Origin of the sequence: Streptomyces crystallinus (assembly GCF_039521265.1) — a bacterium.
GTDB lineage: Bacteria > Actinomycetota > Actinomycetes > Streptomycetales > Streptomycetaceae > Streptomyces > Streptomyces crystallinus.
Map to the genome: position 1 here is coordinate 51,514 of NZ_BAAACA010000035.1, position 24,627 is coordinate 76,140.

General features: G+C 72.8%; 23 protein-coding genes. 17 read left to right on the forward strand and 6 right to left on the reverse strand.

Translation table 11 applies throughout. From position 1 onward, the window contains the following. Positions 1-3 precede the first annotated feature (3 nt). From ABD236_RS24405 to ABD236_RS24415, 3 genes are all read left to right on the forward strand, one after another. On the forward strand, positions 4-1,326 hold the full coding sequence (locus ABD236_RS24405) for a PP2C family protein-serine/threonine phosphatase (protein WP_344076781.1): 1,323 nt from the start codon (positions 4-6) through the stop codon (positions 1,324-1,326). Between the two features lie 65 nt (positions 1,327-1,391). After that, a complete protein-coding gene (locus ABD236_RS24410; protein WP_344076783.1) occupies positions 1,392-2,750 on the forward strand; it encodes a vWA domain-containing protein in 1,359 nt (452 codons plus the stop codon). A 118-nt stretch (positions 2,751-2,868) separates the two neighbouring features. Further along, the gene (locus ABD236_RS24415; protein WP_344076784.1) at positions 2,869-4,074 is read left to right on the forward strand and encodes an FHA domain-containing protein; all 1,206 of its coding nucleotides are present in this window, start codon (positions 2,869-2,871) and stop codon (positions 4,072-4,074) included. 16 nt (positions 4,075-4,090) lie between these two features. Here the strand turns inward: ABD236_RS24415 and ABD236_RS24420 are convergent, their stop codons facing one another. Continuing rightward, a complete protein-coding gene (locus ABD236_RS24420) occupies positions 4,091-5,068 on the reverse strand; it encodes a methyltransferase domain-containing protein (RefSeq protein ID WP_344076785.1) in 978 nt (325 codons plus the stop codon). Between the two features lie 115 nt (positions 5,069-5,183). Between ABD236_RS24420 and ABD236_RS24425 the strand changes: the two genes are divergently transcribed. From ABD236_RS24425 to ABD236_RS24440, 4 genes are all read left to right on the forward strand, one after another. Then, complete coding sequence (locus tag ABD236_RS24425; protein WP_344076786.1) at positions 5,184-5,588, forward strand: globin; 405 nt, start codon at positions 5,184-5,186, stop codon at positions 5,586-5,588. A 177-nt stretch (positions 5,589-5,765) separates the two neighbouring features. After that, complete coding sequence (locus ABD236_RS24430) at positions 5,766-9,071, forward strand: FtsX-like permease family protein (protein WP_344076789.1); 3,306 nt, start codon at positions 5,766-5,768, stop codon at positions 9,069-9,071. A gap of 1 nt (position 9,072) precedes the next feature. Next, the gene (locus ABD236_RS24435; protein ID WP_344076791.1) at positions 9,073-11,805 is read left to right on the forward strand and encodes an FtsX-like permease family protein; all 2,733 of its coding nucleotides are present in this window, start codon (positions 9,073-9,075) and stop codon (positions 11,803-11,805) included. A gap of 110 nt (positions 11,806-11,915) precedes the next feature. Beyond that, the gene (locus ABD236_RS24440) at positions 11,916-12,869 is read left to right on the forward strand and encodes an ABC transporter ATP-binding protein (protein WP_344076793.1); all 954 of its coding nucleotides are present in this window, start codon (positions 11,916-11,918) and stop codon (positions 12,867-12,869) included. A gap of 542 nt (positions 12,870-13,411) precedes the next feature. Here ABD236_RS24440 and ABD236_RS24445 read toward each other — a convergent pair. The 5 genes from ABD236_RS24445 to ABD236_RS24465 all read right to left on the reverse strand — a co-directional run bounded on the left by ABD236_RS24445 (position 13,412) and on the right by ABD236_RS24465 (position 17,998). Then, the gene (locus ABD236_RS24445) at positions 13,412-14,071 is read right to left on the reverse strand and encodes a DUF8010 domain-containing protein (RefSeq protein WP_344076795.1); all 660 of its coding nucleotides are present in this window, start codon (positions 14,069-14,071) and stop codon (positions 13,412-13,414) included. Then, a complete protein-coding gene (locus ABD236_RS24450) occupies positions 14,068-14,538 on the reverse strand; it encodes an acyl-CoA thioesterase (protein WP_344076797.1) in 471 nt (156 codons plus the stop codon). Before ABD236_RS24450 ends, ABD236_RS24445 begins: the two co-directional genes overlap by 4 nt. Before the next feature lie 5 nt (positions 14,539-14,543). Beyond that, positions 14,544-16,208 carry an energy-dependent translational throttle protein EttA gene (gene ettA / locus ABD236_RS24455; protein ID WP_344076799.1) on the reverse strand — a complete coding sequence of 555 codons (1,665 nt, stop codon included), beginning with the start codon at positions 16,206-16,208 and terminating at the stop codon, positions 14,544-14,546. 238 nt (positions 16,209-16,446) lie between these two features. Then, on the reverse strand, positions 16,447-17,142 hold the full coding sequence (locus ABD236_RS24460) for an HAD family hydrolase (RefSeq protein ID WP_344077106.1): 696 nt from the start codon (positions 17,140-17,142) through the stop codon (positions 16,447-16,449). Continuing rightward, positions 17,132-17,998: a GntR family transcriptional regulator gene (locus ABD236_RS24465; protein WP_344076801.1), complete on the reverse strand. Its 867-nt coding sequence runs from the start codon at positions 17,996-17,998 to the stop codon at positions 17,132-17,134. The genes ABD236_RS24460 and ABD236_RS24465 overlap by 11 nt, the downstream gene beginning before the upstream one ends. 348 nt (positions 17,999-18,346) lie before the next feature. Here ABD236_RS24465 and ABD236_RS24470 point away from each other — a divergent pair, with 348 nt between their 5' ends. The 10 genes from ABD236_RS24470 to ABD236_RS24515 all read left to right on the forward strand — a co-directional run bounded on the left by ABD236_RS24470 (position 18,347) and on the right by ABD236_RS24515 (position 24,626). Next, positions 18,347-18,799, forward strand: coding sequence for a hypothetical protein (locus tag ABD236_RS24470; RefSeq protein WP_344076803.1), 453 nt, complete (start codon positions 18,347-18,349; stop codon positions 18,797-18,799). A 97-nt stretch (positions 18,800-18,896) separates the two neighbouring features. Further along, the gene (locus ABD236_RS24475) at positions 18,897-19,310 is read left to right on the forward strand and encodes an NUDIX domain-containing protein (protein ID WP_344076805.1); all 414 of its coding nucleotides are present in this window, start codon (positions 18,897-18,899) and stop codon (positions 19,308-19,310) included. 99 nt (positions 19,311-19,409) lie between these two features. Then, complete coding sequence (locus ABD236_RS24480; RefSeq protein WP_344076807.1) at positions 19,410-19,682, forward strand: DUF6284 family protein; 273 nt, start codon at positions 19,410-19,412, stop codon at positions 19,680-19,682. Beyond that, positions 19,679-20,551 (forward strand): DUF2637 domain-containing protein, encoded by an 873-nt coding sequence (locus ABD236_RS24485; protein WP_344076809.1) that lies wholly within the window; start codon positions 19,679-19,681, stop codon positions 20,549-20,551. The genes ABD236_RS24480 and ABD236_RS24485 overlap by 4 nt, the downstream gene beginning before the upstream one ends. After that, the gene (locus tag ABD236_RS24490; RefSeq protein ID WP_344076811.1) at positions 20,551-20,946 is read left to right on the forward strand and encodes an RRQRL motif-containing zinc-binding protein; all 396 of its coding nucleotides are present in this window, start codon (positions 20,551-20,553) and stop codon (positions 20,944-20,946) included. The genes ABD236_RS24485 and ABD236_RS24490 overlap by 1 nt, the downstream gene beginning before the upstream one ends. Position 20,947: 1 nt before the next feature. After that, positions 20,948-21,265, forward strand: a complete 318-nt coding sequence (locus tag ABD236_RS24495) for a hypothetical protein (protein WP_344076813.1) — start codon at positions 20,948-20,950, stop codon at positions 21,263-21,265. Positions 21,266-21,267: 2 nt separating this feature from the next. Next, positions 21,268-21,453, forward strand: a complete 186-nt coding sequence (locus ABD236_RS24500; RefSeq protein WP_344076815.1) for a hypothetical protein — start codon at positions 21,268-21,270, stop codon at positions 21,451-21,453. 82 nt (positions 21,454-21,535) lie between these two features. Then, positions 21,536-23,662 (forward strand): ATP-binding protein, encoded by a 2,127-nt coding sequence (locus tag ABD236_RS24505; protein WP_344076817.1) that lies wholly within the window; start codon positions 21,536-21,538, stop codon positions 23,660-23,662. A 205-nt stretch (positions 23,663-23,867) separates the two neighbouring features. After that, the gene (locus ABD236_RS24510; RefSeq protein ID WP_344076819.1) at positions 23,868-24,323 is read left to right on the forward strand and encodes a hypothetical protein; all 456 of its coding nucleotides are present in this window, start codon (positions 23,868-23,870) and stop codon (positions 24,321-24,323) included. Between the two features lie 9 nt (positions 24,324-24,332). Then, complete coding sequence (locus ABD236_RS24515) at positions 24,333-24,626, forward strand: hypothetical protein (RefSeq protein WP_344076821.1); 294 nt, start codon at positions 24,333-24,335, stop codon at positions 24,624-24,626. Position 24,627: the final 1 nt, after the last annotated feature.

Sequence of the window (24,627 nt, forward strand, 5' to 3'; positions counted from 1 at the left end):
TTGATGGCGCAGATGCACCAGCCGGCAGCCGGGTCGTGCCCCGGCTGCTCCGAACCGCTGGAGCCGGGCGACCGGTACTGCGGGGCCTGCGGGTACGACCTGTCGGCCGGGCCGGCGGCGACGGACACCCCGACGGTGGCCATGGGCACTCCGGTGGCGGGTGAGGCGTGGCCCGCCGCCCGCGCGGCGGAAGGTTTTGGCCGGGCCCACCTGCCCACCGATCTGCCCGGCACCGACTCGGGCGGCTCCCCGCTGCCCGGGCCCGCACGCCACGACGGCCCCGGCGGCGCCCCCGGACCCGAGCCCGACGAGTACCCGCTGCCCGCCCCCGACCCCCGGGCGGCCGACCCCGCCGCCCTCGGCGCCCTCGGCGAACAGGCCACCCATGTCAGTACGCCGGTGAAGCTCTGTGTGGCCTGCCGGGCCGGGCGGGTCGACGAGGACGGGTACTGCGAGAACTGCGGCCACGCCCAGCCGCGCGAGCGCGACCACATGGAGCAGGAGCTCGGCCCGGTGGCGGCGGTCAGCGACCGGGGCCTGCGCCACCACCGCAACGAGGACGCGTTCGCCGTGTCCACCACCGCGCTGCCCGACGGCTCGCCCGCCGTCGTCGCGATCGTCTGCGACGGTGTCTCCTCCGCGACCCGCCCCGACGACGCCTCGGCGGCGGCCGCGGCCCGCGCCAACGAGTCCCTGCTCCAGGCGCTGCCCCAGGGCATCCACCCCCAGCAGGCGATGCACGAGGCGATCGTGGCCGCCGCCGAGGCGGTCAACTCCCTGGCCGACGAGCCCGGCACGGCGATGGAGCACGACCCGCACCGCCACCAGAACGCCCCGGCGTGCACGCTGGTCGGCGCCATCGCGGCGGGCGGGCTGCTGGTGGTCGGCTGGGTCGGCGACAGCCGCGCCTACTGGGTGCCCGACGACCGTACGACCCCGCCCGCCCGGCTCACCGAGGACGACTCCTGGGCCGCGCAGATGGTGGCGGCGGGCCTGATGAGCGAGGCCGACGCGTACGCGGACGAGCGCGCGCACGCCATCACGGGCTGGCTGGGCGCCGACGCGTACGAACTGGAGCCGCACACCGCCGCGTTCAAGCCGGACCGCTCCGGCGTGGTCGTGGTCTGCACGGACGGGCTGTGGAACTACGCCGAGGGCGCCCAGGAAATGGCCGGGGCCGTCCCGGCGGACGCCGCCGAACGGCCGCTGCACAGCGCCCAGGTGCTGGTCGGCCACGCCCTGGACGGCGGCGGCCACGACAACGTAACAGTGGCCGTCGTGCCGTTCGCGGTCCCTCAGCCGGGGGCAGGATCCGCCTACAACTAGGGCCAGGCACCTCTTTCCGCGCATTCTCGTCTCTTCAGGCCCAGAAGCCTCAAGGAGCCCAGCAGATGGCCAACTTCTCCAAGCCCCAGGCGCCCCGGTTCTCGGTCGAGGTCTACCAGAACGAGTACCTGCCGGAAGGCGGCCGCGAGGTCAACGCGATCGTCACCGTGACGTCGACGGGCGGCGGGACGGCCGGTGGGACGGCGCTCTCCACCGCCGCGCTCTCACCCTCGGCCGTGCCGGGGCAGTCGCCCGGCGCCGCTGTGGTGATCATGGTCGACTGCTCGGGGTCGATGGACTACCCGCCGACGAAGATGCGCAACGCGCGCGACGCCACGGCCGCCGCGATCGACACCCTGCGCGACGGCGTGACCTTCGCGGTGGTCGCGGGCACCCACCAGGCCAAGGAGGTCTACCCGGGCGACGGACGGCTGGCCACCGCCGACGCGCGCACCCGCGCCGAGGCCAAGGAGGCGCTGCGCAAGCTGAGCGCGGGCGGCGGCACTGCCATCGGCACCTGGCTGAAACTCGCCGACCGGCTGCTGAGCGCGGCCGACGCGCCGATCCGGCACGGCATCCTGCTCACCGACGGCCGCAACGAGCACGAGTCACCGGCCGACCTGAAGGCGGCGCTGGACGCCTGCGCGGGCCGCTTCACCTGCGACGCGCGCGGGGTCGGCACCGACTGGGAGGTCAAGGAGGTCACCGCGATCGCGTCCGCGCTGCTCGGCACCGCCGACATCGTGGCCGACCCCTCGGGCCTCGCCGCGGACTTCACCCGGATGATGGAGACCGCGATGGGCAAGGAGGTCGCGGACGTCGCGCTGCGGCTGTGGACCCCGGTCGGTGTGGAGATCCGGTTCGTCAAGCAGGTCGCGCCCACCGTCGAGGAGCTCACCGGCCGCCGCACCGAGGCGGGGCCGCGCGCCGGGGACTACCCGACGGGTTCCTGGGGCGACGAGTCGCGCGACTACCACGTCTGCGTCCAGGTGCCGGAGGCCGGAATCGGCCAGGAGATGCTCGCCGCCCGGGTCTCGCTGATCCTGCCCGACCCGGCGGGCGGCACCCCGCAGACGCTCTCGCAGGGGCTGGTCCGCGCGGTGTGGACCGAGGACATGGCCGCCTCCACCGCGATCAACCCCCAGGTGGCCCACTACACCGGGCAGGCCGAACTGGCGCAAGTCATCCAACAGGGCCTCGATGCCCGCAAGTCGGGCGATATCGATGGCGCCACGGCCAAACTGGGCCGCGCCGTCCAGCTCGCGGCGGCCTCCGGGAACGACGGTACGGCGAAGCTGCTCGCGAAGGTGGTGGACGTCGTCGACGAGGCGACGGGTACTGTGCGACTGAAGGCGAAGGTCGCGGAGGCGGACGAGATGACTCTCGAAACCCGCTCCACCAAGACCGTACGCGTCAAGAAGTGACGACGAAGACGACCCGGGCACCGGTCCGGGAGCACGCCGCAGCCAGCGGTACGCGGTAGCGAAACCACTTGAGTGCCTCGGCCCGAGGGGCCGGACGAGGAGAGGGGGAAGCGACTCCATGCCGACCTGCCCGAACGGACACCAGTCGGGTTCCGACGACTGGTGCGAGGTCTGCGGCCATCGCATGGGCGCCGTGCCGCCGCCTCCCCCGCCCCCGCCGGCCTTCCCCGGACCGCCCCCGCAGGGCGGCTACGGCTACCCCGGCCCCGAGGCCCCCGCCGCCCCGGCGGAGCTCTGCCCGCAGTGCCGCACGCCCCGGGAGGGCAACACGCCCTTCTGCGAGGAGTGCCGCTGGAACTACCTCACCCAGACGGCGACCTCGTACACGCCGCTGGCGCCCAACCCGGCCGCCGGCCGGAGCGAGGGCCTCAATCTGCCGCCCGGGTTCCAGTCGCCGCCGCGTCAGGCGCCGCAGGCCCCCCAGCGGCCCCAGGCGCCCCAGGCGCCGCAGCAGCGTGACCCGTTCGAGTACCAGAGCTCGCGGCCCTCGCAGGTCAACCGGCCCGCCGAGCCGCTCACCGGCGACCCGGCGCAGCAGCCGGGACCGCCGTCGTTCCGGCAGGGGCCGCCGCCCCCGCCCAACGGCGAGCAGGGCTTCCCGCAGGGTCCGCCGCCGCACTTCCAGCAGGGCCCGCCGCCGCCCGCCTTCCAGCAGGCCGGGCCGCCCGCGCCCCCGGTGATCCAGCCGCCCGCGCGGGCCGAGAACGACGACTGGATGATCCAGCCGCCGTCCCACACCCAGGCGCCGTCCCACACCCAGCCGCCGCAGCACACCCAGGCGCCGCAGGCCCCCCAGGCCCCGCAGCAGCCGCAGGCGCCTCAGCCTCCGCAGCAGTTCCAAGGGCCGCCGCCCCCGCAGATGCGCTGGACGGTGACCATCGGGCCGGACCGCGACTACTTCATGGCGATGATGCAGCGCAGCGGCCCCGAGGCGGCCGGGCTCAACCTGCCCGCGTACTCGCCCGAGCAGCAGCGCCAGCTCGTCGGCAACCAGCTCACCATCGGCCGCCGCCGCCACTCCACCGGCGAGGCGCCCGACATCGACCTGGCGGTGCCGCCGGAGGACCCGGGCGTCTCGCACCAGCACGCGGTCCTGGTCCAGCAGCCCGACGGCAGCTGGGCGGTGGTCGACCAGAACTCCACCAACGGCACCACGATCAACGGCGCCGAGGAGCCCATCCAGCCGTATGTGCCGGTGCCGCTCCAGGACGGCGACCGGGTCCACGTGGGCGCCTGGACGACGCTGACCGTGCGCCGGGCCTAGGGCGCCACAGTCGGGCCTAGACCCCGCCCGGCACCACATCCCGCAGGGGCCACACATGCGGCCCCTGCGGGTCGTCCAGCCATGCCCACTGGCGCTCGCCGGTGACCGTCACCCCGAAGCGTTCGCGCCGGGGGCGGTCCTCGCGGCGCCAGAGGGCGTACGCCTCGTACGGGTCGAGGCTGTCCGCGGTCAGGGCCAGCAGGAAGCGGAAGAGCTCGTTCTCCAGGCTCGGCCGGGGCAGCCCGCCGGAAGGCGGGTCGCCCGGGGCGGGCGCCCCGCCCCGCAGCGGCACGAAGTAGGCCGGGGTGTGCAGGAAGTGGCCCTCGGCGTATCCGGCGTCCCGCACCCGCAGCAGGATCAGGCCGGTGGCCAGCGGGGCCTCGATCAGCGCGCCCGGCGTGCACTGCGCCAGCCAGCCCGTCGGGATCGACGGCAGGGTGCAGGTCGCCATGATCCGGTCGAAGGGCGCCCGGGACGGGCAGCCGCGGGCCCCGTCGCCGGTCACCACCGCGGGGTGGTAGCCCGCGGCCGCCAGATGCGTCCGGGCCGACTCGGTGATCTCCGGGTCCAGGTCGACCGTGGTGACCAGCTCCTCGCCGAGGCGGTGGCAGAGCAGCGCCGCGTTGTAGCCGGTCCCGGCGCCGATCTCCAGGACCGCGTGTCCGTCCCCGATGTCCAGGACCTCCAGCATCCGGGCCATCAGCGAGGGCTGGCTGCTGGAGGAGAGCAGCTCCCCGTCGCGCAGCCGGGTGGCCAGCGGCATGTCGGTGTAGACCCCGTCCAGCCAGCGCGCCCGCCGGTCCGGATCCGGGTCCTGGCCCCACAGCCGCTGGTAGCCGCCGGGCCCCGACACGAAGTAGTACGGCACGAAGAGGTCGCGGGGCACCTCCTCGAAGGCGGCCCGCCAGGCCGGGTCGGCGAGCTCGCCCCCGGCCACGATCTCCGCGACGAGGGCCGCGCGCGCCTCGGCGGCCGGATCCCGGTGTAGGCCCATATGTCCACTGTGCTGCGCCGAGGCCCCGGAGGCGAGCGGTCGTCCGCCGCCGGGCCCCGAGGGGAGTGGTCCTAGGCCCCCGGTCCTCGGCCACCCCATCTGAGACCATGGACACGTGAATGAGATTCCGCGCGGCACGCTTCAGGAGCAGACCTTCTACGAGCAGGTCGGCGGCGAGGAGACCTTCCGGCGCCTGGTCCACCGGTTCTACCAGGGCGTCGCCGAGGACCCGCTGCTGCGGCCGATGTACCCGGAGGGCGATCTGGGCCCGGCCGAGGAGCGGCTCGTCCTCTTCCTGATCCAGTACTGGGGCGGTCCGCGCACCTACAGCGACCACCGGGGCCACCCCCGGCTGCGGATGCGCCACGCGCCGTTCACCGTCGACCGCGCCGCGCACGACGCCTGGCTGACCCATATGCGTGCGGCCGTGGACGAGCTGGGGCTCTCCGAGGAGCACGAGAAGACGCTCTGGAACTATCTGACGTACGCGGCCGCCTCCATGGTCAACACGGCGGAGTAAAGCGGAAGTTCACCTTCCAGCGACGCTGGCACCGGAATGCGAGAATCCGTCATCGCATTCCGGTCACGATCCGGTCAAGGTCCCCCGTACCCGCCCCGCAAGCGGTTTCCACCGGCCCATGCCCTCTGAAAACATCCGGACAGACTTTCGGGGGCAGGGCAGGGGTCTGGGGGCCGCGTGGCGGGGTTCGTGTTTCTGCGGGTGCGCGCGCACCGGCTGCTGCTCGCCGCCGCGCTGCTCGCGGTCGTGCTCACCACCTCGGTCCTGGCCGCCCTGACCGCCTTCTCCGGCTCCATCGGGGACGCGGCCCTGCGCCACACCCTGGCCACCCGGTCCGCCGCGCCCGCCTCGCTGGTCGTCAAGGCGACCGTCCCGGAGGCGAAGCGGCAGGCCGCCGACGCCGCCGTACGCGCGGGCGCCGGCCGCACCTTCGACGGGTTCCCGGTCACCACGAGGACGCTGACCCAGTCCGGCCCGTACGCACTGCCGCGCACCCTCCAGCCGCCGGACGCCCGCAAGAGCTCCGAGCCGGACCTCACGCTCTTCGCCGCCGTCGACCGCACCCGCGTCCGGCTGACCGGCGGCAGCTGGCCCGCCCCGCCGGGCTCCGGCCGCGAGGTCCAGGCCGCGCTGCCCGAGACCGCCGCCGCCCAACTGGGCCTGCGCCGCTGGCCGGCCGACCTGACCCTGGCCGACCGCCTGGGCGGGGCCGCCGTCCAGGTCCGGGTCACCGGCACCTACCGCCCCGTGGACGCCACCGAGGCGTACTGGCAGCTGGACGACCTCGGCGGCCGGGGCTCGCGCCGGGTCAACTTCACCACGTACGGGCCGCTGCTCGCCGACCCCGCGGCGCTGACCGGCGGCAGGCTGAGCGCCGGCCAGACCTCCTGGCTCGCCTCCGCCGACTTCTCCACCCTGAGCACCGGCCGGATCGGCGCCCTGCGCGCGGCGGCGAAGGCGGGCCCCAAGTCGCTGGTGAACGGCGAGGTGTTCGCGGGCGACGCGACCGCCACCACCGGCCTGCCCGACGTACTCGACCAGGCCGAGCGCTCGCTGCTCGTCTCGCGCTCGACGCTGCTGATCGTGGCCCTGCAACTGGTGCTGCTCGCCGGGTACGCGCTGCTGCTCGTGGCCCGGCTGCTGAGCAGCGAGCGGACCGGCGAGACCGAGCTGCTGCGGGCGCGCGGCGGCTCCCGCTCCCGTCTCCTCGGGCTCTCCGCCACCGAGGCGCTGCTGCTCGCCGCCCCGGCGGCCGTCGGCGCGCCACTGCTCTCCGGCCCGCTGACCCGGCTGCTCGCGGGGCACGGCCCGCTCGCCCGGATCGGCGTCCATCTGGACACCGCCCCGACCGGCACGGTGTGGCTGGTGGCGGCGCTGGTCGCGCTGGGGTGCGCGGCGGCCGTGGTGGCCCCGGCCCTGTCGGCCGGGCGCGCCACCCGCGCCCGCGCCACCGCGCTGCCCGCCTCCGTACGCGCCGGGGCCGACGTCGGGCTGCTGGTGATCGCCGGGGTCGCGTACTGGCAGCTGGACCGCCAGACCTCCGGCTCCGGGGCGCTCAGCGGCGACCGCGCGGGCGGCCTCGGCATCGACCCGCTCCTGGTGGCGGCGCCCGCCCTCGCCCTGCTCGCCGGGACCGTACTGACCCTGCGGCTGCTGCCGCCCGCCGCCAGACTTGCCGAGCGGCGGGCCGCGGGCGGCCGCGGGCTCCCGGCCGCGCTCGCGGGCTGGCAGTTCAGCCGCCGGCCGCTGCGCGGCGCGGGCCCGGTGCTGCTCCTGGTGCTCGCGGTCGCCATGGGCATGCTCGCGATCGGCCAGTCCGCCTCCTGGGACCGCTCGCAGGAGGACCAGGCGGACTTCCGCGCGGGCACCTCGGTGCGGGTCTTCGGGTCCAGCCTGAACGGCTTCGGGCAGGCCGGTTCGTACGACGCGGTCCCCGGGGTACGGGCGGTGGCCCCGGCGGCGCGCTCCTCGGTGGAGCTCTCCGGCGGCCGCTCCGGGACGCTGCTCGCCCTGGACACCGCGCGGGCGGACGGCCTGCTGCTGCGCGAGGACCTCGGCGGGTCCGCCCGGGGGCTGCTCGCCGAGCTCACCCCGCGCCGGGCCGCCCGCCCCGGGGTGCCGCTCGCGGCGGACGCCGCCGAGCTCGCCGTCACCTTGCGCATCGACGCCCGGCGGCACGCGGAGGGCGCTTCCCCGGGCCCGATCACCGCGAGCGTGACGGCGGTGGTCGAGGACCGCTTCGGCATCCGGTACCGCCTCCCGGCCGGGACGCTGGACGCCGACGGGCGCCCGGCCGAGCGCCGGATCTCCCTCGACCTCGCGGCGGGCGCGCCGGTGGGCCGCCCGGCGGCGCCGCTCACCCTCACCGGGTTCGAACTGGACCTCAGCGTCCCGGAGCGGTCCGAGCAGCACCGCTTCAGTGCGAGCGACCTGCGGACCGTGGCCCGCGACGGACGCGCCACCGCCGTCGCGCTTGGCGCCGCCGACCGCTGGCGGGCCACCTCGGCCGACTCCGGCAGAAGCCTGGACGCCCCGGCGGCCCTGGCCCCCAAGAGCGACGGGCGGTCCCTGTCGGTGGCGTACGAGACCGGTGAGAGCCCGCCGCCCACCCTCTCGTCGGGGGTGCCGAGCCTCGCCGTCCGGCTCACCGCCGTACGGCCCGCCGCTCCCGCGCTCACCGCGATCGCCACCGACCGGTTCCTGGCCTCCAGCGGGACCCGGGTCGGCGACACCGTCACGGCCGTCCTGTCCGGGCGGACCCTGCGCGCCAAGGTCGTCGACCGGATGGCCGAGCTCCCCACGACCGGGCCGGGCGCACAGACCACCGTGGGCGGCGCCCGCGACGGCGGCGCGCTCCTGCTCGACCTGCGCGCCGTCAACGAGGTGCTCGCCGCCGAGACCGGCAACAGCCTGGCCCCCACCGAGTGGTGGCTCACCACCGCCCCCGGCGACGCGGCCCGCGCGGCGGCGGCGCTGCGGGCCCGGCCGGACATCGACCCGCAGCAGGTGCTGGTGCGCGCGGAGGTCGCCGAGCAGCTGCGCGACGACCCGCTCGGCGCGGGCCCGCAGGCCGCGCTGCTCGCCGCCGCGATCGTGGCGGCCGCCCTCGCGGCGGTCGGCTTCGCGGTGAGCGCGGCGGGCTCGCTGCGCGAACGCGGCGCCGAGTTCGCCGTACTGCGGGCGCTGGGCGCCCCGCGCCGCCAGCTGGCCCGGCTGATCGCGGCCGAGCAGGGCGTGCTGATCACGCTGGCGCTGCTGGTGGGACTGGCACTCGGCGAGGTGCTGACGCGCGCGGTGGTGCCGCTGATCGTGCTGACCGGGCAGGCCACCCAGCCGGTGCCGAAGGTGCTGGTGGAGCTGCCCGCCGGGCGGCTCGCCGTGCTCTTCGCCGGGGTGGCCGCCGTACCGCTGCTGATCGTCGCGGCGCTGGCGCTGCGGCGGACCGACCCGGCGGTCTCGCTGCGCCACCAGGGGGACAACTGACATGAGTGCCAAGGCCGTTGCCCCCTGGGTGCGCACCCGGCTGCGGACCGCGCCCGGCGCCGCGGGCGCGCTCGCCGTGCTGGTGCTGCTCACCGCGTATCTGGCGGGCGCGCTGCCGCGCGGGATCGACGGGTACGAGGACCGGGGGCTGCGCCACGCGGTGGCCTCGGCGGCGCCGGAGAACTCGGTGCTGCGCCTGGCCGGCCCGACGCCCGTCAACAGCGACCCGAAGGACCCCGACCCGGGAGCCGCGCTGCGCCCGCGGGCCATGGAACGCGCCTACCGGGAGCAGCTGGCGGCGATCCCGGCGCCGCTGCGCGCGGACACCGGGCAGTCGGCGTACGGGGTGCGCACCGCGGAGAAGGTGGTCGCCGGCTCCCCGCTGGACTCCTGGCTGCCGAGGCCGGAGGGCCTGCCGCCGCGGTTCCTGATCGACTCCCGCTCGTCGCTGACCGACCACGCCCGACTGGTGAGCGGACGCCTGCCCACCATGAAGGCCGACTCGACCTCGCACACGGCGGAGGCGGTGGTCACCGCCACCACCGCCAGGGCGCTGCGCGTCTCCCCCGGTTCGGTGGTCCACGTGCCGGGCGCCGGGGGCGAGCCGCTGGCGATCCGGATCACCGGGACCGTACGGCCGCTGCTCCCCGAGGCGAGCTACTGGGCCACCCAGCCGGTGCTGCGCGACCCCCAGCTCGTCCCCGTCTCCCCCAAACCCGACGATCCGCACTACTGGTACGCGGGCCTGCTCCTCGGCGCCGACTCGGCGCCCGCGCTCCTCGAAGCGGGCGGCAGGCCCGAGCTGTACGCGGACATCGCCCCGGCGACGCCCGCCATGAACGCGCGCCAACTGGACGGCCTGGCCACCTCGGTGGCCTCCCTGGAGGGCGGCCCGGCGCTCGCCGAGCTGCGCCGGCTGGTCGGCCCCGGCACCACGGTCTCCACCGAACTCGACGCGGTCCTCGCGGGCTACACCTCCGTACGCGAGTCGATCACCCCGGTGGTCGCGGTGGCCACCTTCGGCACGGCGACCGTGGCGGGCGTGGTCCTGCTGATGGCGGGCGGCCTCGCGGCGGCCCGCCGCACCAGCGAACTCACCCTGCTGCGCGCCCGGGGCGGCTCGCTGCCCGGCATCGGCGCCCGGCTGGCCGCCGAGACGGCGGTGGTGGCCGTCCCGGCGGCGGCCCTGGGCCTGGGTCTGGCGGTGCTGACCGTACGCGGCGGCCGGCTCGGCCCGGCGCTGCTCGCCTCGGCGGCGGTCGCGGCGGTGTCCTGTCTGGCCCTGCCGGTACGGGCGATGGCCGCCCACCGCACGGTCCGCACCGCCACCGACCGCGACGACCTGGTACGGGTGCGGCCCTCCCGGCGCCGTACAGTCGCCGAACTGACCCTGCTGGTCCTGGCGGCGGGCGCGGTGTACGCGCTGCGCCGACGCAGCACGGCGGCGGGCTCCGACTCGCTGGTCAGCTCGGCGCCGGTGCTGATCGGCGTGATCGCCGCTCTCGTCCTCGTACGGCTGTATCCGCTGCCCCTGCGCTGGGCGGCCCGCCCGGCCGCGCGGCTGCGCGGCACGGTCGGCTTCCTCTCACTGGCCCGCGCGGGCCGCGCCCCGGGCGGCGGGGTGCTCCCGCTGCTCGCCCTGCTCACGGCGCTGACCACGGCCGCGTTCGGCGGCTCGGTGCTCGCCGGGGTGGCGGACGCGCGGGAGAGGGCGGCGCTGTACACGACGGGCGCGGACGCCCGGATCGACAGCGTGATGCCGCTGCCGGCGGGTCTGGCCGACCGGGTCGCCAGGGTCGGCGGGGTGGCGCGGGTGACCGCGGCGCGGATCGAGTACGGAGTCGAGCTGCCGTCCGGCGACAAGGCCGCGGTGATCGGGGCGGACCCGGCCGCGTACGCCCGCCTGACCGCCGACACCGGTCTCGGCACGATCCGGGCCGACGACCTGAGCGCCCGCCACGGCAGGGCCCTGGCGGCGATCGCATCACCGAAGGTGGCGGCGGACCTGGGCCGGGGCGCCCGGGAGATACGGGTGGCGGGCTACCGGCTCACCGTCCAGGTGGTGGCGGTCCGTGAGCGCACGCCCGCGGTGCCGCGCAGCGACTTCCTGCTGGTGGACGCGGCCGGGCTGGGCGCGCGGGAGCCGACGACGCTGCTGGTGGCGGGGACGGACCTGGACGCGAAGGCGCTGCGCGGCACGGTGACGCCCGCGCGCGCCACGGCCCAGGCCCCCACGGTGCAGATCCGCGCGGAGACCCGCCGCAGACTGATCGACTCGCCGCTCCAGTCGGGGGCGGAAGGGGTGTACGGGGCGGCGGTCGCGGCGGGCGGCGGCTACGCGGCGCTGGCGCTGCTGCTTGCGCTGCTGCGGGGGGCGCCGGAGCGCTCCGCGCTGCTGGCGCGGCTGCGGACGATGGGCCTGACCCGCCGCCAGGGCCGCCGGCTGCTGATCCTGGAGGCGCTGCCGCAGGCGGTGCTCGCCGCACTGGGCGGGGCCCTGACGGGCTGGGCGGCGACGGAGCTGCTGGCACCCGGGGTGGACCTGGCCGGCCTGGCCCTGGCGGCCTCGCCGTCGACGGCCACGGCCGCCAGCGCACTGCGTACGGATCCGATGTCGCTCCTGGTCCCGGCGGTGTGCGTGGTGGCACTTGCGGCCGGGGTCGCCGCGACACAGGCGTGGTGGACGAGCCGACGTGGCTCGGTCACGGAGCTGAGGGCGGGAGACACGAGATGACGGGGCCGAGGGCGGGAGCGGGTGCGGCTGCGGCTGGGGCGGCGGCGGCTGGCTCGGCGGGGGCCGGGGCGGTTGCGGCCGGCGCAGAGGGGGCCGGGGCGGCGGCCGGAATGGCTGCGGCCGGGGCGGAGGTCCGGTCGCTGTCGGAGCTGGAGGCGCGGGCGGCGGCCCGGCGCGACCGTCCGGCGTACGGCCACGACGCCCTGATCGCCTGCGACCGCCTGGTCCGGATCTTCACCACGGACGGCGTGGAGGTCCAGGCCCTCCAGGGCCTGGACCTCCTGGTCACCGAGGGCGAGTTGATGGCCCTGGTGGGAGCGTCCGGCAGCGGGAAGTCCACCCTGATGAACATCCTGGCGGGCCTGGACGTCCCGACGGCGGGCCAGGCGAAGGTGGCGGGCCGGGATCTGCTGTCGATGGACGCGAAGGCGAGGCTGGACTACCGGCGTGAGGTGGTCGGCTTCGTCTGGCAGCAGACGGCGCGCAACCTCCTCCCGTACCTGACGGCAGCGCAGAACGTCTCGCTCCCCCTCCAGCTGCGCGGCCGCCGCGCGAAGGGGCGGTCCACCCGGGCGGACGACCTGCTCACCCTCCTGGAGGTGGCCCACTGCCGTGACCGCCGCCCCCACCAGATGTCCGGCGGCGAACAGCAGCGCGTGGCGATAGCCGTGGCCCTGGCCAACAACCCCTCGGTCCTCCTGGCCGACGAGCCGACCGGTGAACTCGACTCCGCCACGGCCGAACAGATCTTCGCGGCCTTCCGCAAGGCGAACGAGGAGCTGGGCACGACGATCGTCATCGTCACCCACGACCAGTCGGTCGCCGACGAGGTCCGCCGCACGGTGGCCATCCGCGACGGCCGCACTTCGACAGAGGTCCTCCGCCGCACCCACCTCGACGAACAGACGGGCGAGGAGTCGGTCACCAGCCGCGAATACGCCATGCTCGACCGAGCGGGCCGCCTCCAGCTCCCCCGGGAGTACACGGAGGCACTGGGCATGGAACACCGGGTCCTGCTGGAACTGGAACAGGACCACATCCAGGTGTGGCCGGACGGCGAGTGACGGGCCCCGGGTCCGGCCCGGTGTTCGCCTACGGCCCGGTGGGCAGCTGGTCGCGCAGTTCCCCGCGCCCCTAAACTCGCGGCCGTGTGCCGACCATGGGGGGGTTCCCCGCACCCCTCGAAACCCTCGGTCGTGTGCGGACCGTGGCCGCTTCTCGCGCAGTTCCCCGCGCCCCTAGGGGGTACGGCTCCTGCGGCGATCAGAGGTGCGGGGCAGAGGGGCCGCAGGCCCCATGCCTTTAGGGGCGCGGGGAACTGCGCGACCAGCCCACCACCGGGCGGCACACGACCGCGCAGCGGGGTGCGGGGGCCGCAGGCCGATCCGTGAACGGGGCACAGGGGCCGCAGGCCCCGTGCTTCCAGGGGCGCGGGGAACTGCGCGACCCGCCCACCACCGGGCAGCAGACAAACGCGCAGCGGGGCGCGAGGGCCGCAGGCCCCGCGCAAGGGGGTGCAGGGGCGCAGCCCCGCCCGGGGCCCGGGGGCCTCAGCCCCCACCCACCCCCGGAGGGTTAAGGGAACGGGCGGGGTGGGGGAAAACCCTCACAGCGGGGACAGCGGCAACGCCCCAACCCCCACCCGCCGAACCACCACAGACCCAAACCCCGTACGAAGCCGCAACCACGGCCCCGCCCCCAACAACGCCAACTCCGCCCCGGCGACAGGCCGCAGAAACCCGAGGGACTGCGCCGCATGCACCACCCGAAGCGGCACCTCCGTGCCCCCCAGCCCCCGCGACCAGATCTCCCGCCCGATCCGCTCCCGCTCGGCCCGCGTACGCGCGGCCGCCGGCAGCGCCTCGTCCCGGGCCCGGAACTCCGCCACCGCCGCCGCGACAGCTCCCCGTATCTCCTCCAGGGAGGGCAGCCCGGGCAGCCGCTGCCAGCCACCGCGCGGCGGCAGCACCCCGGCCCACGGCGGCCCGGTCACCGAGGACGGCACCACCACCGCGGACGCGGGCTCGTCGAGCGCCTCGAGGAGCTCACCGGCCGAGACGGTGACGTCGAGCTCCACCACCGCGTCCAGCCGCACCGTACGCACCGCGAGCACCTCGAACGCCGGCGGACGCCCGAACACCGCCAACGCCCCGCCCCCGGCCTGCAACCGAACCGCCGCCGACCGGTCGTAGTGGATCAGCCGGGCCAGGAAGGCGGCGAGATCCGCCACCTCCCCGGCGTCGGCGAAGCCCAGCTTCACGGTCATGCCGCGGCCCGCTCCGACCCCGCGGCCTTCGCGCGCCCGGCGTCAGACCCCGCGCCGGCCGGCCCCTCGACGTACTCCTGGAGGAACGACTTCTCCTCCGCCGAGATCCGCCGGGGCCGCCCCGCCGCCAGGTCGTACGGCACCACGACCGTGGAGGCCCGCACATACACCTGCTCGGGGTCCTTGATCTCGTACGCGATCGTCAGCGACGCCGCGCCGATCTTCGTGACCCACGACTCGATGGTCACCGGTGCGTGGCGGTGCACCAGGGGCCGTACGTAGTCGATCTCGTGCCGGGCCACCACGGACCCGCCGGAGAACGACGGCGAGCCGTCCCCCGGCGCCAGCCGGAACATGAAGTCGATCCGGGCCTCCTCCAGATAACGGACGAAGACCGCGTTGTTGACGTGCCCGAAGGCGTCCATGTCCGACCAGCGGAGCGGGCAGCTGTAGATATGGCGAGCCAAGAAGATCAGCCCCGGGTGAGCTTCTTGTAGGTGGCGCGGTGCGGACGCGCCGCGTCGGCTCCGAGCCGCTCGACCTTGTTCTTCTCGTACGACTCGAAGTTGCCCTCGAACCAGTACCACTTCGAGTCGCCCTCGTACGCCAGGATGTGCGTCGCCACCCGGTCCAGGAACCAGCGGTCGTGGGAGATCACGACAGCGGCACCCGGGAACTCCAGGAGCGCGTTCTCCAGCGAGGAGAGCGTCTCGACGTCGAGGTCGTTGGTGGGCTCGTCGAGGAGCAGCAGGTTGCCGCCCTCCTTGAGCGTCAGCGCCAGGTTGAGGCGGTTGCGCTCACCACCGGAGAGCACACCGGCCGGCTTCTGCTGATCCGGGCCCTTGAAGCCGAACGCGCTGACGTACGCGCGCGAGGGCATCTCGACCTGGCCGACGTTGATGTAGTCGAGCTCGTCCGACACGACCGCCCAGAGGGTCTTCTTGGGGTCGATGTTGGCGCGGCTCTGGTCGACGTACGAGATCTTGACGGTCTCGCCGACCCGGATGGAGCCCGAGTCGGGGGTCTCCAGGCCCTGGATCATCTTGAACAGCGTGGTCTTGCCCGCGCCGTTCGGACCGATGACGCCCACGATGCCGTTGCGCGGCAGCGTGAACGACAGGTCGTCGATGAGGACCTTGTCGCCGAAGGCCTTGGAGAGGTTCTCCACCTCGACGACGATCGAGCCCAGGCGCGGGCCCGGCGGGATCTGGATCTCCTCGAAGTCCAGCTTCCGCATCTTGTCGGCCTCGGCCGCCATCTCCTCGTAACGGGCGAGGCGGGCCTTGGACTTGGTCTGGCGGCCCTTGGCGTTGGAGCGGACCCACTCCAGCTCTTCCTTGAGCCGCTTGGCGCGCTTGGCGTCCTTCTGGCCCTCGACCTTGAGGCGGGAGGCCTTCTTGTCGAGGTACGTGGAGTAGTTGCCCTCGTACGGGATCGCGCGGCCGCGGTCGAGCTCCAGGATCCACTCGGCCACGTTGTTCAGGAAGTACCGGTCGTGGGTGACGGCGACAACGGCGCCCGCGTACTTCGAGAGGTGCTGCTCCAGCCAGTTCACCGACTCGGCGTCGAGGTGGTTGGTGGGCTCGTCGAGCAGCAGCAGGTCGGGCGCCTCGATCAGCAGCTTGCAGAGCGCCACCCGGCGCTTCTCGCCACCGGAGAGGTTGACCACGGGCCAGTCGGCGGGCGGGCAGCCCAGCGCGTCCATGGCCTGCTCCAGCTGGGCGTCGAGGTCCCAGGCGTTGGCGTGGTCGAGGTCCTCCTGGAGCTTGCCCATCTCCTCGAGGAGCGCGTCCGAGTAGTCGGTCGCCATGAGCTCGGCGACCTCGTTGAAGCGCTTCAGCTTGCCCATGATCTCGGCGGCGCCGTCCTGCACGTTCTCCAGGACCGTCTTCGTCTCGTCGAGCTGCGGCTCCTGCATGAGGATGCCGACGGTGAAGCCCGGCGTCAGGAACGCGTCGCCGTTGGAGGGCTGCTCAAGGCCCGCCATGATCTTGAGAACGGTGGACTTACCGGCACCGTTGGGACCGACCACACCGATCTTCGCGCCGGGCAGGAAGCTCAGCGTGACGTCGTCAAGGATCACCTTGTCGCCGTGCGCCTTGCGCGTCTTGCGCATGGTGTAGATGTACTCAGCCAAGAGAAACCGTCCGGCAGTGTGAATCGGGCTGTGGGCAGATACACCCCATCTTGCCGTACCGCCACCCCTGCGAGCGAATGAGTAGGTCAGGGGTCCCTGACCTGGGGCGCGATCATCGCGAGGCGTTGTCGACCGGTCGCCATCGGTCGTCTCCGGTCGTCATTGGCGGCCCCCTGACGGCCCCCAGACGGCCCAGCCGCAGAGCTGAGGGCCAGGCCCTTGGCCCACTCCCCGCTGCTCAGGAGACCGGAGCTCGCGTCAAGGCGTCAGCCAGCGTCGCCATGTCCTCGATGACTGCGCCCGCTCCTGCTTCCGCCAGCGCCAGCGCCTTGCCCGGTCGGTTGGCGTACCCGATCGACCGGGCCGCCGCCGCGATCGCCGCTTCAACGTCGCTCACGGAGTCCCCCACGAGCGCGCAGCTCCGAGGATCGACTCCCAACAGATCAGCCGCGAGGTACAGCGAGTACGGAGAGGGCTTCATTCGGTGCGGCTGGTGGCTGGGACGCCCAACGACCTCGTCCACCAACGACGCCAGTTCGTGGCGGGCAAGGAATTCACGCACACACTCTGCGGAATTGTTGCTCACGATGGCCACCCTGCGCCCCGAAGCGGCAGCCGCTTTCAGCGCGGAAACAGCCCCCGGAGTCGGGTCTCCGGCCAAGCTAACAGCTTCCATTTCGGCAGCTACAAGGGTCGCCTCAACGGCGATCAGGGCGTCTTCACCAGCCTGCGGGGCGACCCTTAGCGCGTCCATGAAATCCATCTCTCGCATCTTCTCCGAGAGGTCGACATGGAATCTTTGCATCACGTCAGCTAGTGCGCGCACGACCTCCGAAGCGGGTAGACCGGAGAAGACTTCACAGAGAGGCCCGTCGAAGTCGAAGAGCATGCCACGAGTGGCCGCGACGGCCTCATGGAGAAGCTCACTCTCCATCAGGATCAAAATCCCTTCCGATTGTCGTCCAGACGCTGTCGAACCACATACGCGCCTGCTCAACTTGCTTGGCGCCGCTAGAAGACTCACCTTCGTTTATCGAATAGTGGAAGAGAGTCGCGTCAGGGCCGATCAGGTCGTAGATCTCGATGGCCTCGCCCTGCGCGACCACCTTGTTGGGGCGGATCGGGTAGTACCCAAAGAACGCATCTTCCTGGTTCACCACATACAGCTTGAAGAACTGCGTACCGCTGTGGACGCGAACCTGCACCCGCGTTTCGGGTACAAGGCTGAGCAAGCTCAGCTCGTGCACCTGATTGGCGATGCCACGGGTAAATCCGACCATGAGCCCGTGCATGCGATTTCGCAGGCGCACATCATCCGCACCATCGCTCATCCGGACAGGGGCAGCCTGCGGCACCGACATATCCGGAACCAGAATTCGAATGTTGATGCTGGCGGGCGTGAGGCGCCCAATCCGGATTTTGTCGATCGGGTCCTGTAGAGCCGCATGTAGCGTCTCGCTTGAGAATCCAGCGAAGTCGATGGAGACGTTCTGACTTGAGAACGCCTGCTCTACGTACGGACGCAAACCGGCCGGGCGCTCTGTGCGGTTGCGGACATAGACGCCACTCCCCTTGCGGGAAACGACAAGGCCTTCATCTTCAAGGTCGCGGAGCGCGCGTTGGATCGTGGCACGCGCGAAGCCGTACAGCTCCGTGAGCTTGCTGTGAGACGGCAGCTTCTCCCCCGGGGCTAGTCGCCGCGTACGGATGGCCGCACCGAGGCTGCTCGCCACCTGCTCGTAGGGCGGCCGACTGTCGTCCGGGTCCAGCGGTTCGGGCACGAAGGTCATGCCGCCGATGCTACGCCCCCCGACCAGCATCAGGACAGCCAGGATAGCCAGGTATTGACATGACTAGCCAGGCTGGCTACGTTGAGGTTGTGGCGATCGGGCTAGCCAAGTTAGCCAGATCGATCGCCTGGTGCGGGATTGCTCGTGGTGCGGCTCAGCCGTACGAGCGGGCCCCGGGACCGCCGTTCCTTGAGAACTCAACAGTGAGCCGAAAGATCTTCAATCCGTTTCGCGGCGCCTCGTGTGCTGCGGCCGGTTGCCTCCTCCGCCCGTCCGGCCGTTGCGGCCGTACGGGCGGGGTTGAGGGGAGCCGGAACATCCGATCCGAGACCCCGTGGGGGGAACGCCATGATCGCAACGCTGATTGCCGTACTGGGCACGCTCGCCGGCGCTCTGGTCGCCGGGGTGATGCAGCACCTGACCGCAAGCCGCACCACCCGCGCCGCGCAGGACGAACGACGTCGCCAGGCACTGACCGAGGCGGTTCCGGCGCTGCTGGCCGCTCTGGTGCGTCACCGCGAACAGCAGTACCTGAAGATCGTGGCCCGCCGTGAAGAGCGGGCCGACACGGTGGAAGCCCGCCAGGCCCGCTACGCGGCCCGCTCCGCTGTCACCTCCGCCATGGACACGCTGCACATGACCACCACCAGCGCCCGCCTGCTGGCGGTCGCTCAGGAAGCGGTCGACGCGGCGATGGCGCTCGGGGACGTCCCTACTGAGGAGCTGGACGCGGCCGGACTGCGGGCCCGCCAGGCGCACACCGCACTGCGTGAAGCGGGCGCCGCTCTCCTCTATGCCTGATCTGCGCCTTTGGCAGCCCTGATGGTCGCAAGGCCGGGTTCGACTCCCGGCCAGGGCGCTCTGGCACACCGGCCAACCGTCGACACAGGGAGCAGACGTGGAGAACCCCGAGGTGATCCGCTACACCGCTGACATCGTGGTGATCAACGACGACCGCAACATCCTTTTGATCAAGCGTGGTTGGGCCCCCTTCAAGGGGCATTGGGCCCTTCCCGGGGGTCACGTCGACGCTGGGGAGACCAGCCTCCAGGCCGCTGCCCGCGAGCTGGCCGAGGAGACCGGCGTCAACGTCCGTATGGGCGACCTGGAGTTCTCCGGACTCTTCGACACCCCGGACCGCGACCCGCGCGGACGGTACGTGTCGGCGGCCTACACGGTGACCATCGGGTCCGACGTGATCCCCACGGCCGGTGATGACGCCACGGAGGCTCGGTGGTTTTCGCTGGATGACCTGCCCGCGAACCTCGCGTTCGACCACGAGCGGATCGTCACAGCCGCTGTCTACGGCTGACCCACAGAACAGTCCGGTACTACCCCTCAACGGCGCGGCCCCGGTGCTCGAACACCGGGGCCGCATGAGCCGTTTCACCTGCTAGGGAGACCACGACTCATGGACCACATTGCCACAGTTCAGGACGCCGCTATCGCGTTCGCGGACTGGATCGAGCCGACGCCCGCTGAGCTGGACGCGATCGAGCGCGAGATGCCCGTGATCGTCGCGGACGTCGAGCTGCTGGACGCGCAGATCATGACCCTGGACCGCACGCCGACCGAACTGGACGCCCGGCGTATCCGCCGGGCCCGGCGCCGTGCGCTCGCCGCGCGGGTCGCCCTGCTCAACCAGACGCCCGGCACGCTGCCCCTGCCGGGCGGTGCCGCATGAACCGCAAGGGGAAGATCCTCCTCGTGCTCGCGCTGGTGACGGTGGTCGCCATGGCGTTCCGGGTGTCGTGGAATGCGTTGCGGGACATCGCGGGCACGGTCGGCGCGGATGCCACCGCCGCCACGCTCTACCCGTTCGTGGTCGACGGACTGATGGCGCTGGCGCTGGTCGCCGCCCTCGTGCTGACCGACCGCGACCGCCGGTTCGCGCTGCGGGTGCTGGGCACCTACACGGCCGCGTCGCTGGTCCTCAACTACGTGCATGGTCTCGTGCCCGATCTGCACGGCCGTACGGTCGACTGGGGGCGTCTTGCCGACTGGGGCCCGGCGAACTGGGCGCTCGTGCTGTTGGCGACGTCGCTTCCGGTCGGCTCGATCTACTTCGGGTCCGATCTGGTCGCCAAGGTCCTCCACCACCCGGCACCGATCGGCGCTAATGCGGAGGAATCGACTGATATCGAGAGGATTCGGTCTACGCCTGACCTCCCGGAATCGACTCCGCCGCCGGTAGCGGTCAACCCGATCGCGATTCCGGCTGCGGTGCAGGTCGGCTTTCTCAAGCCGGTGATCCCGCCCAAGCCCGTCCCGTCGACCGTGGTCGCTCCGATCGAGCAGACGTCGGCCGCGCAGTCGGCCCGGCCGCGCCGTGCGACGGGTCGGGTTCCGCAGTCGGCCCGGTCGACTCAACCGCGCCGCACCCCGGAGCAACTGCTCAGCGAGGCGCGGACGCTGGTGGCCGACTGGTCGGACGCTGAGCTGACGGCTGAGGGCCTCCGCCGGGCGCTGCACACGTCCCCGGCCAACGCTCGTGCGCTGCGGGAGACGCTGCGTGCCGAGCGTGCCGCCACCGTGTCTAAGGCGGTCGCGTGATGTCCGCCGCATATGGGAAGTGCTTCGACCCGTCCGGCGCCCGCTACGGCATCCCGACCTTCCCGTGGCGTCTGGCGCCGGACGGTTACGCCACCCGCCGGCAACTCCGTACGCAGGGCTTACGGCCCGGCGGTCAGCCGGTGGCCGCGCAGGTCATGCGCCGCTCCCGGCACCGCACCGGCGGGGTGAGCGTGGCCTACCTGTACCGCGTCGACCGGGCCGTGCCGGTACGGCCGATGACGTCGCGGAAGTGGGGTGCGCTCGCGCTGGCGATGCTCGCCCGCCGCACCTGCCCCGTCTGCGGCACGGTCGCGGACTACTGCATCCCGCGCTCCCTCGGCATGTGTGTGACCTGCGCCTTCCCGTCCCCTTCCCACGTCGTGAGGAGTGCCTGACATGGGCAAGCCCGACACCCGGCGCCTTGACCGGGAGATCCAGCAGACCGAACGCAAGGTGCAGGCGGTCAAGAACCGGGAGCTGTGGCCGCTGAACGGCCGTGAGCGCCGGGCGGTGCTGGGGGCGGTCGTCTCCACCGCGCGCGGCCTGCACCGGGGCACCGGCACCGACCGGGCCGACCAGCGCATGGACACCGCGTGGCAGAGCGCCGAAACCCGTTTGATCGCGGAGATCGCCGCGTTGCAGGTGGAACGTCAGCGCATCGTGACCGAGGCCGCACAGGCCAAGGCCGCGAAGAAGTCTTCGGGCTGGTGGTGAGCATGCCGCGCACCGCCGCCCTGATCTCGCACTTTCACTGCCCGGACTGCGGACCGCTGGTGTTCGGCACGACGCGGGCCGTCTGCGGCCACATCATCCCCGCCCCCGTCGCCGGCAACGGCACCGCGCGCAGGTGCCCTGCCTGCAAGACGGCCCTGCGCTCGCACAAGGCCAGCCACCGCCGCTGAACCCTCCCGGACGCCGGCACTGCCCGGCCGGCGCCCCCCTTCTCGCCTTCCCGCCCCTCGGGGCAGTCAGGAGTCAACTCCCATGGAATCCAACGTCGTTCGTCTCACCAAGACGCCCACGCAAGCCTCTGTATCGCCCTCCGGGGCGCCGGGCGCTGGTTTAGTACCGTCCGGCCCGGAGGGGCCGCCTGCGCCCCTGTGGGTGCGCTCGGGGCGGGCCGTGCGCGCTGCGGTCACCCACGAACACACCCGCACCGCCGCCCGGTTGGCGGTGCGGCACGGCATGTACGTGGTCGGCGGCACCAGGATCGTGGCCCGCCGCACCTGGGAGGCCCGCACCGCCACCCGCTACGAACGCATGCTCCGGGCAGCCGAGGCCGCCGGGAACTACGAGGTGGCGGCCGAGTGGGAAGAGCGCGGGCAGCGCTTCCGCGATGCCCGCCACCGCCGCCGTATGGACCTGCTGCACTCACCCCTGGACGCGGCCAGGGGCGTGGCCGTGAGCGCGGGGATGGGCGTCGGGTCGCTGGTCGCGCTCGGTGTCGTGATGGCGGTCGCGACGAAGGACGCGACGCAGGTCGTCACGCCGTTGATGGCGACGGTGGAGTTCATCAACGTGCTGATCACCATCGCCACCGTGGTGTGGGGCCCCGCCCTCACCTTCGGCCCATTCCTGGCGCTGCTGGCCCTGTGGGGCGTCGGCCGCCACCAGCAAGCCGCCCCGAACTGGGCTCTGCCCGCAGCCGTGCGCAACGGGGAGGGCGAGCCGATCACCCCCTCCATCGTCGTCAAAGCCCTACGTGACCTCGGTGTGCCCGCGCTGCGGAACGCCATCAAGGAAATGGGGGATGCGGGGGCCGCCATGCTCTCCCCGATCACGATCGCCGGGTGCGGCGTGGAAGTCGACGTCACCCTGCCCTCCGGGGTGTCGACGATCGAGGTGCAGAACCGCCGACGCAAGCTCGCAGAGAACCTGTCGCGCCATGAGCACGAAGTGTTCATCACCATCCCGCAGGCGGCCCGCACGGTCCGTTTGTGGGTGGCCGACTCGGGTGCGCTGGATGAGCCGATCGGTCCGTCTCCGCTGGTCACGGACGAGACGATGACCGCCGACTACGCCAAGGGCCGCGCCCCCTGGGGCCAGGACCTGCGCGGCGACGCGGCAGCCATCAGCCTCTACCAGCGTCACCTGCTGATCACGGGCCTATCCAATCAGGGCAAGACCGCCGCGCTGCGGTCGCTGGCACTGTGGGCGTCGCTGGATCGGCGCGTTGAGTTCAGGGTCGCCGACCTGAAGGGCGCCGGTGACTGGGCCATGTTCGATGGTCTGGCCACTGTGCTGATCCAGGGGCCGACCGATGAGCACGTGATCGAAGCGACCGAGATGGTTGAGGGCCTGGTCGACGAAATGAACCGCCGCATTGCGGCCCGTCAGGCGGACCCCACGGTGGTGTTCGATCCGTTGATCGGCATTGTGGACGAAGCCCAGGTGGCGTTCATGTGCCCGGCCATCGACGACCAGAAGCGACCCTACGGCGGCGCCAAGGCCACTTCCCGGTACTTCATGGCCGTGCGCAAGGTCCACAACCAGGGCCGCGTGGTCGACGTGCTCATGTACGAGGGCACGCAGGACCCCACCGACCAGAACCTTCCCAAGCTGGTCCGCGAGGGTGCCCACACCCGTGCGTCCCTCGCGCTGGGCACTGAGGCACAGGCAGTCATGGCTCTGGGAGAGAAAGCCGTCAACGGCGGTGCAGCCCCGCACCTGTTGCGTCAGGGGCTCGACAAGGGAACTCTGGTCGTCGCCTCGGACGGGATCGAGATCCCCAAGGGTCAGTCGTCCATCACCGTTCGCACCCACTTCATCGGCGACGAGGACGCCCGGGCCATCACCGACCGGGCCAAGGCTCTGCGCGACGGGATCACCACCCTGCACGTCATCGAGCGGGGCGAGCAGCGTGACCCGCTCGATGACATCGCCGCCGTGGTCGGCACGGCGGAGCGGGTGCGCACGAAGGACGTTCTCGCCCGGCTCGCCGCGCTGGATGCCGACGCCTACAGCGCCTGGTCATTCATGGAACTCAAGCGCGTACTTGACGACGCTGGCGCGGAGCCCTGGAAGTCCGATGGCGTCATGGTCGTCGGCCGTGACCGCGTTGCCCGGGCGCTCGCCAACCGCGACGACGACGGTTCCGCTTCCGCCGCATAGGGCAGGGAGCCGCACCCCGGCGGGGCAGGGAGGCAGGGAGAACTCCCTGACCCCCTCCCTGGCCTGCCTCCCTCCCTCTCACCTGCGCGAATGATCCAGCAGGGAGTCAGGGAGGCCCGCAGGTCAGCACCCCTGAAACCCCCTCCACCACGCTCCCGGCAGGGGGTGTCTCTGCTTCCCTGCCCCCGCCCGGAAGGGATTCCGCATGTACCCCGAACACGCCCGCCACGCGCCCGCCGAACGGGCCGTTCAAGTCCACCAGCCCACCCCGCTCCAGCCCGTTCCGGCACCGCTCATCCCCATGCACCCGGACCACATTCCGACCGTGGCGAGCATCGTCCTGCCGGACGGACGGGTCGTCACCGGCTACGCCATCGAACCGGCCCACCCCGCGCCCATCACCGCCGCACCGGCCGTGTCCCGTACGGCCGTGAACGTCGCGCTCGGAGGGGTCGGCTTCGCCGCCGTGTGCGGCGGCCTGCTCCTGCTCACGAGCTTCATCGCCGCACTCGCCGCATTCGTCCACCAATTGATCATCCTGGCCGCCGTGATCTTCGGTGGCTGGATCGCCGCGCAGGTCCTCGGACCCCGCCACGGACAGGGCGGCACGGTCGTCACCATCCGCAAAGCGGTCTTCAAACGCAACCACTTCCACGGCTGAGGGAGCGCCATGACCGACACGATCACAGTCCGGCTCGACGTCCGGGGGCAGGGCTTACCGGAGATCAACTACCGCAACAAACGGATCGTCACCCCCGAGACGATCACCTTCGTCTACCTGATCGACAACCCGGGGCCCGTGAACGGGATCTACCCGGCCTGCGCCGAGGTGACAGGCCGGTGCCGCAGCGCACGCGGCTCCACCCAAGGGCCGCGCCGCACGACCGAATGCTTCTACCGCGCGTGGCCCGACTTCTGGCCCGCGTGGCTGATCACCTTCGGTGCCGAACACCGTCCCCGCTAGC

Excerpts from the sequence above, each read along its gene's own strand:
- ABD236_RS24405 (WP_344076781.1), top strand. The coding sequence starts at position 4 with ATGGCGCAGATGCACCAGCCGGCAGCCGGGTCGTGCCCCGGCTGCTCC.
- ABD236_RS24410 (WP_344076783.1), top strand. The coding sequence starts at position 1,392 with ATGGCCAACTTCTCCAAGCCCCAGGCGCCCCGGTTCTCGGTCGAGGTC.
- ABD236_RS24415 (WP_344076784.1), top strand. The coding sequence starts at position 2,869 with ATGCCGACCTGCCCGAACGGACACCAGTCGGGTTCCGACGACTGGTGC.
- ABD236_RS24420 (WP_344076785.1), bottom strand. The coding sequence starts at position 5,068 with ATGGGCCTACACCGGGATCCGGCCGCCGAGGCGCGCGCGGCCCTCGTC.
- ABD236_RS24435 (WP_344076791.1), top strand. The coding sequence starts at position 9,073 with ATGAGTGCCAAGGCCGTTGCCCCCTGGGTGCGCACCCGGCTGCGGACC.
- ABD236_RS24440 (WP_344076793.1), top strand. The coding sequence starts at position 11,916 with ATGGCTGCGGCCGGGGCGGAGGTCCGGTCGCTGTCGGAGCTGGAGGCG.
- ABD236_RS24445 (WP_344076795.1), bottom strand. The coding sequence starts at position 14,071 with ATGACCGTGAAGCTGGGCTTCGCCGACGCCGGGGAGGTGGCGGATCTC.
- ABD236_RS24460 (WP_344077106.1), bottom strand. The coding sequence starts at position 17,142 with ATGGAGAGTGAGCTTCTCCATGAGGCCGTCGCGGCCACTCGTGGCATG.
- ABD236_RS24465 (WP_344076801.1), bottom strand. The coding sequence starts at position 17,998 with ATGACCTTCGTGCCCGAACCGCTGGACCCGGACGACAGTCGGCCGCCC.
- ABD236_RS24470 (WP_344076803.1), top strand. The coding sequence starts at position 18,347 with ATGATCGCAACGCTGATTGCCGTACTGGGCACGCTCGCCGGCGCTCTG.
- ABD236_RS24480 (WP_344076807.1), top strand. The coding sequence starts at position 19,410 with ATGGACCACATTGCCACAGTTCAGGACGCCGCTATCGCGTTCGCGGAC.
- ABD236_RS24485 (WP_344076809.1), top strand. The coding sequence starts at position 19,679 with ATGAACCGCAAGGGGAAGATCCTCCTCGTGCTCGCGCTGGTGACGGTG.
- ABD236_RS24490 (WP_344076811.1), top strand. The coding sequence starts at position 20,551 with ATGTCCGCCGCATATGGGAAGTGCTTCGACCCGTCCGGCGCCCGCTAC.
- ABD236_RS24495 (WP_344076813.1), top strand. The coding sequence starts at position 20,948 with ATGGGCAAGCCCGACACCCGGCGCCTTGACCGGGAGATCCAGCAGACC.
- ABD236_RS24500 (WP_344076815.1), top strand. The coding sequence starts at position 21,268 with ATGCCGCGCACCGCCGCCCTGATCTCGCACTTTCACTGCCCGGACTGC.
- ABD236_RS24505 (WP_344076817.1), top strand. The coding sequence starts at position 21,536 with ATGGAATCCAACGTCGTTCGTCTCACCAAGACGCCCACGCAAGCCTCT.
- ABD236_RS24510 (WP_344076819.1), top strand. The coding sequence starts at position 23,868 with ATGTACCCCGAACACGCCCGCCACGCGCCCGCCGAACGGGCCGTTCAA.
- ABD236_RS24515 (WP_344076821.1), top strand. The coding sequence starts at position 24,333 with ATGACCGACACGATCACAGTCCGGCTCGACGTCCGGGGGCAGGGCTTA.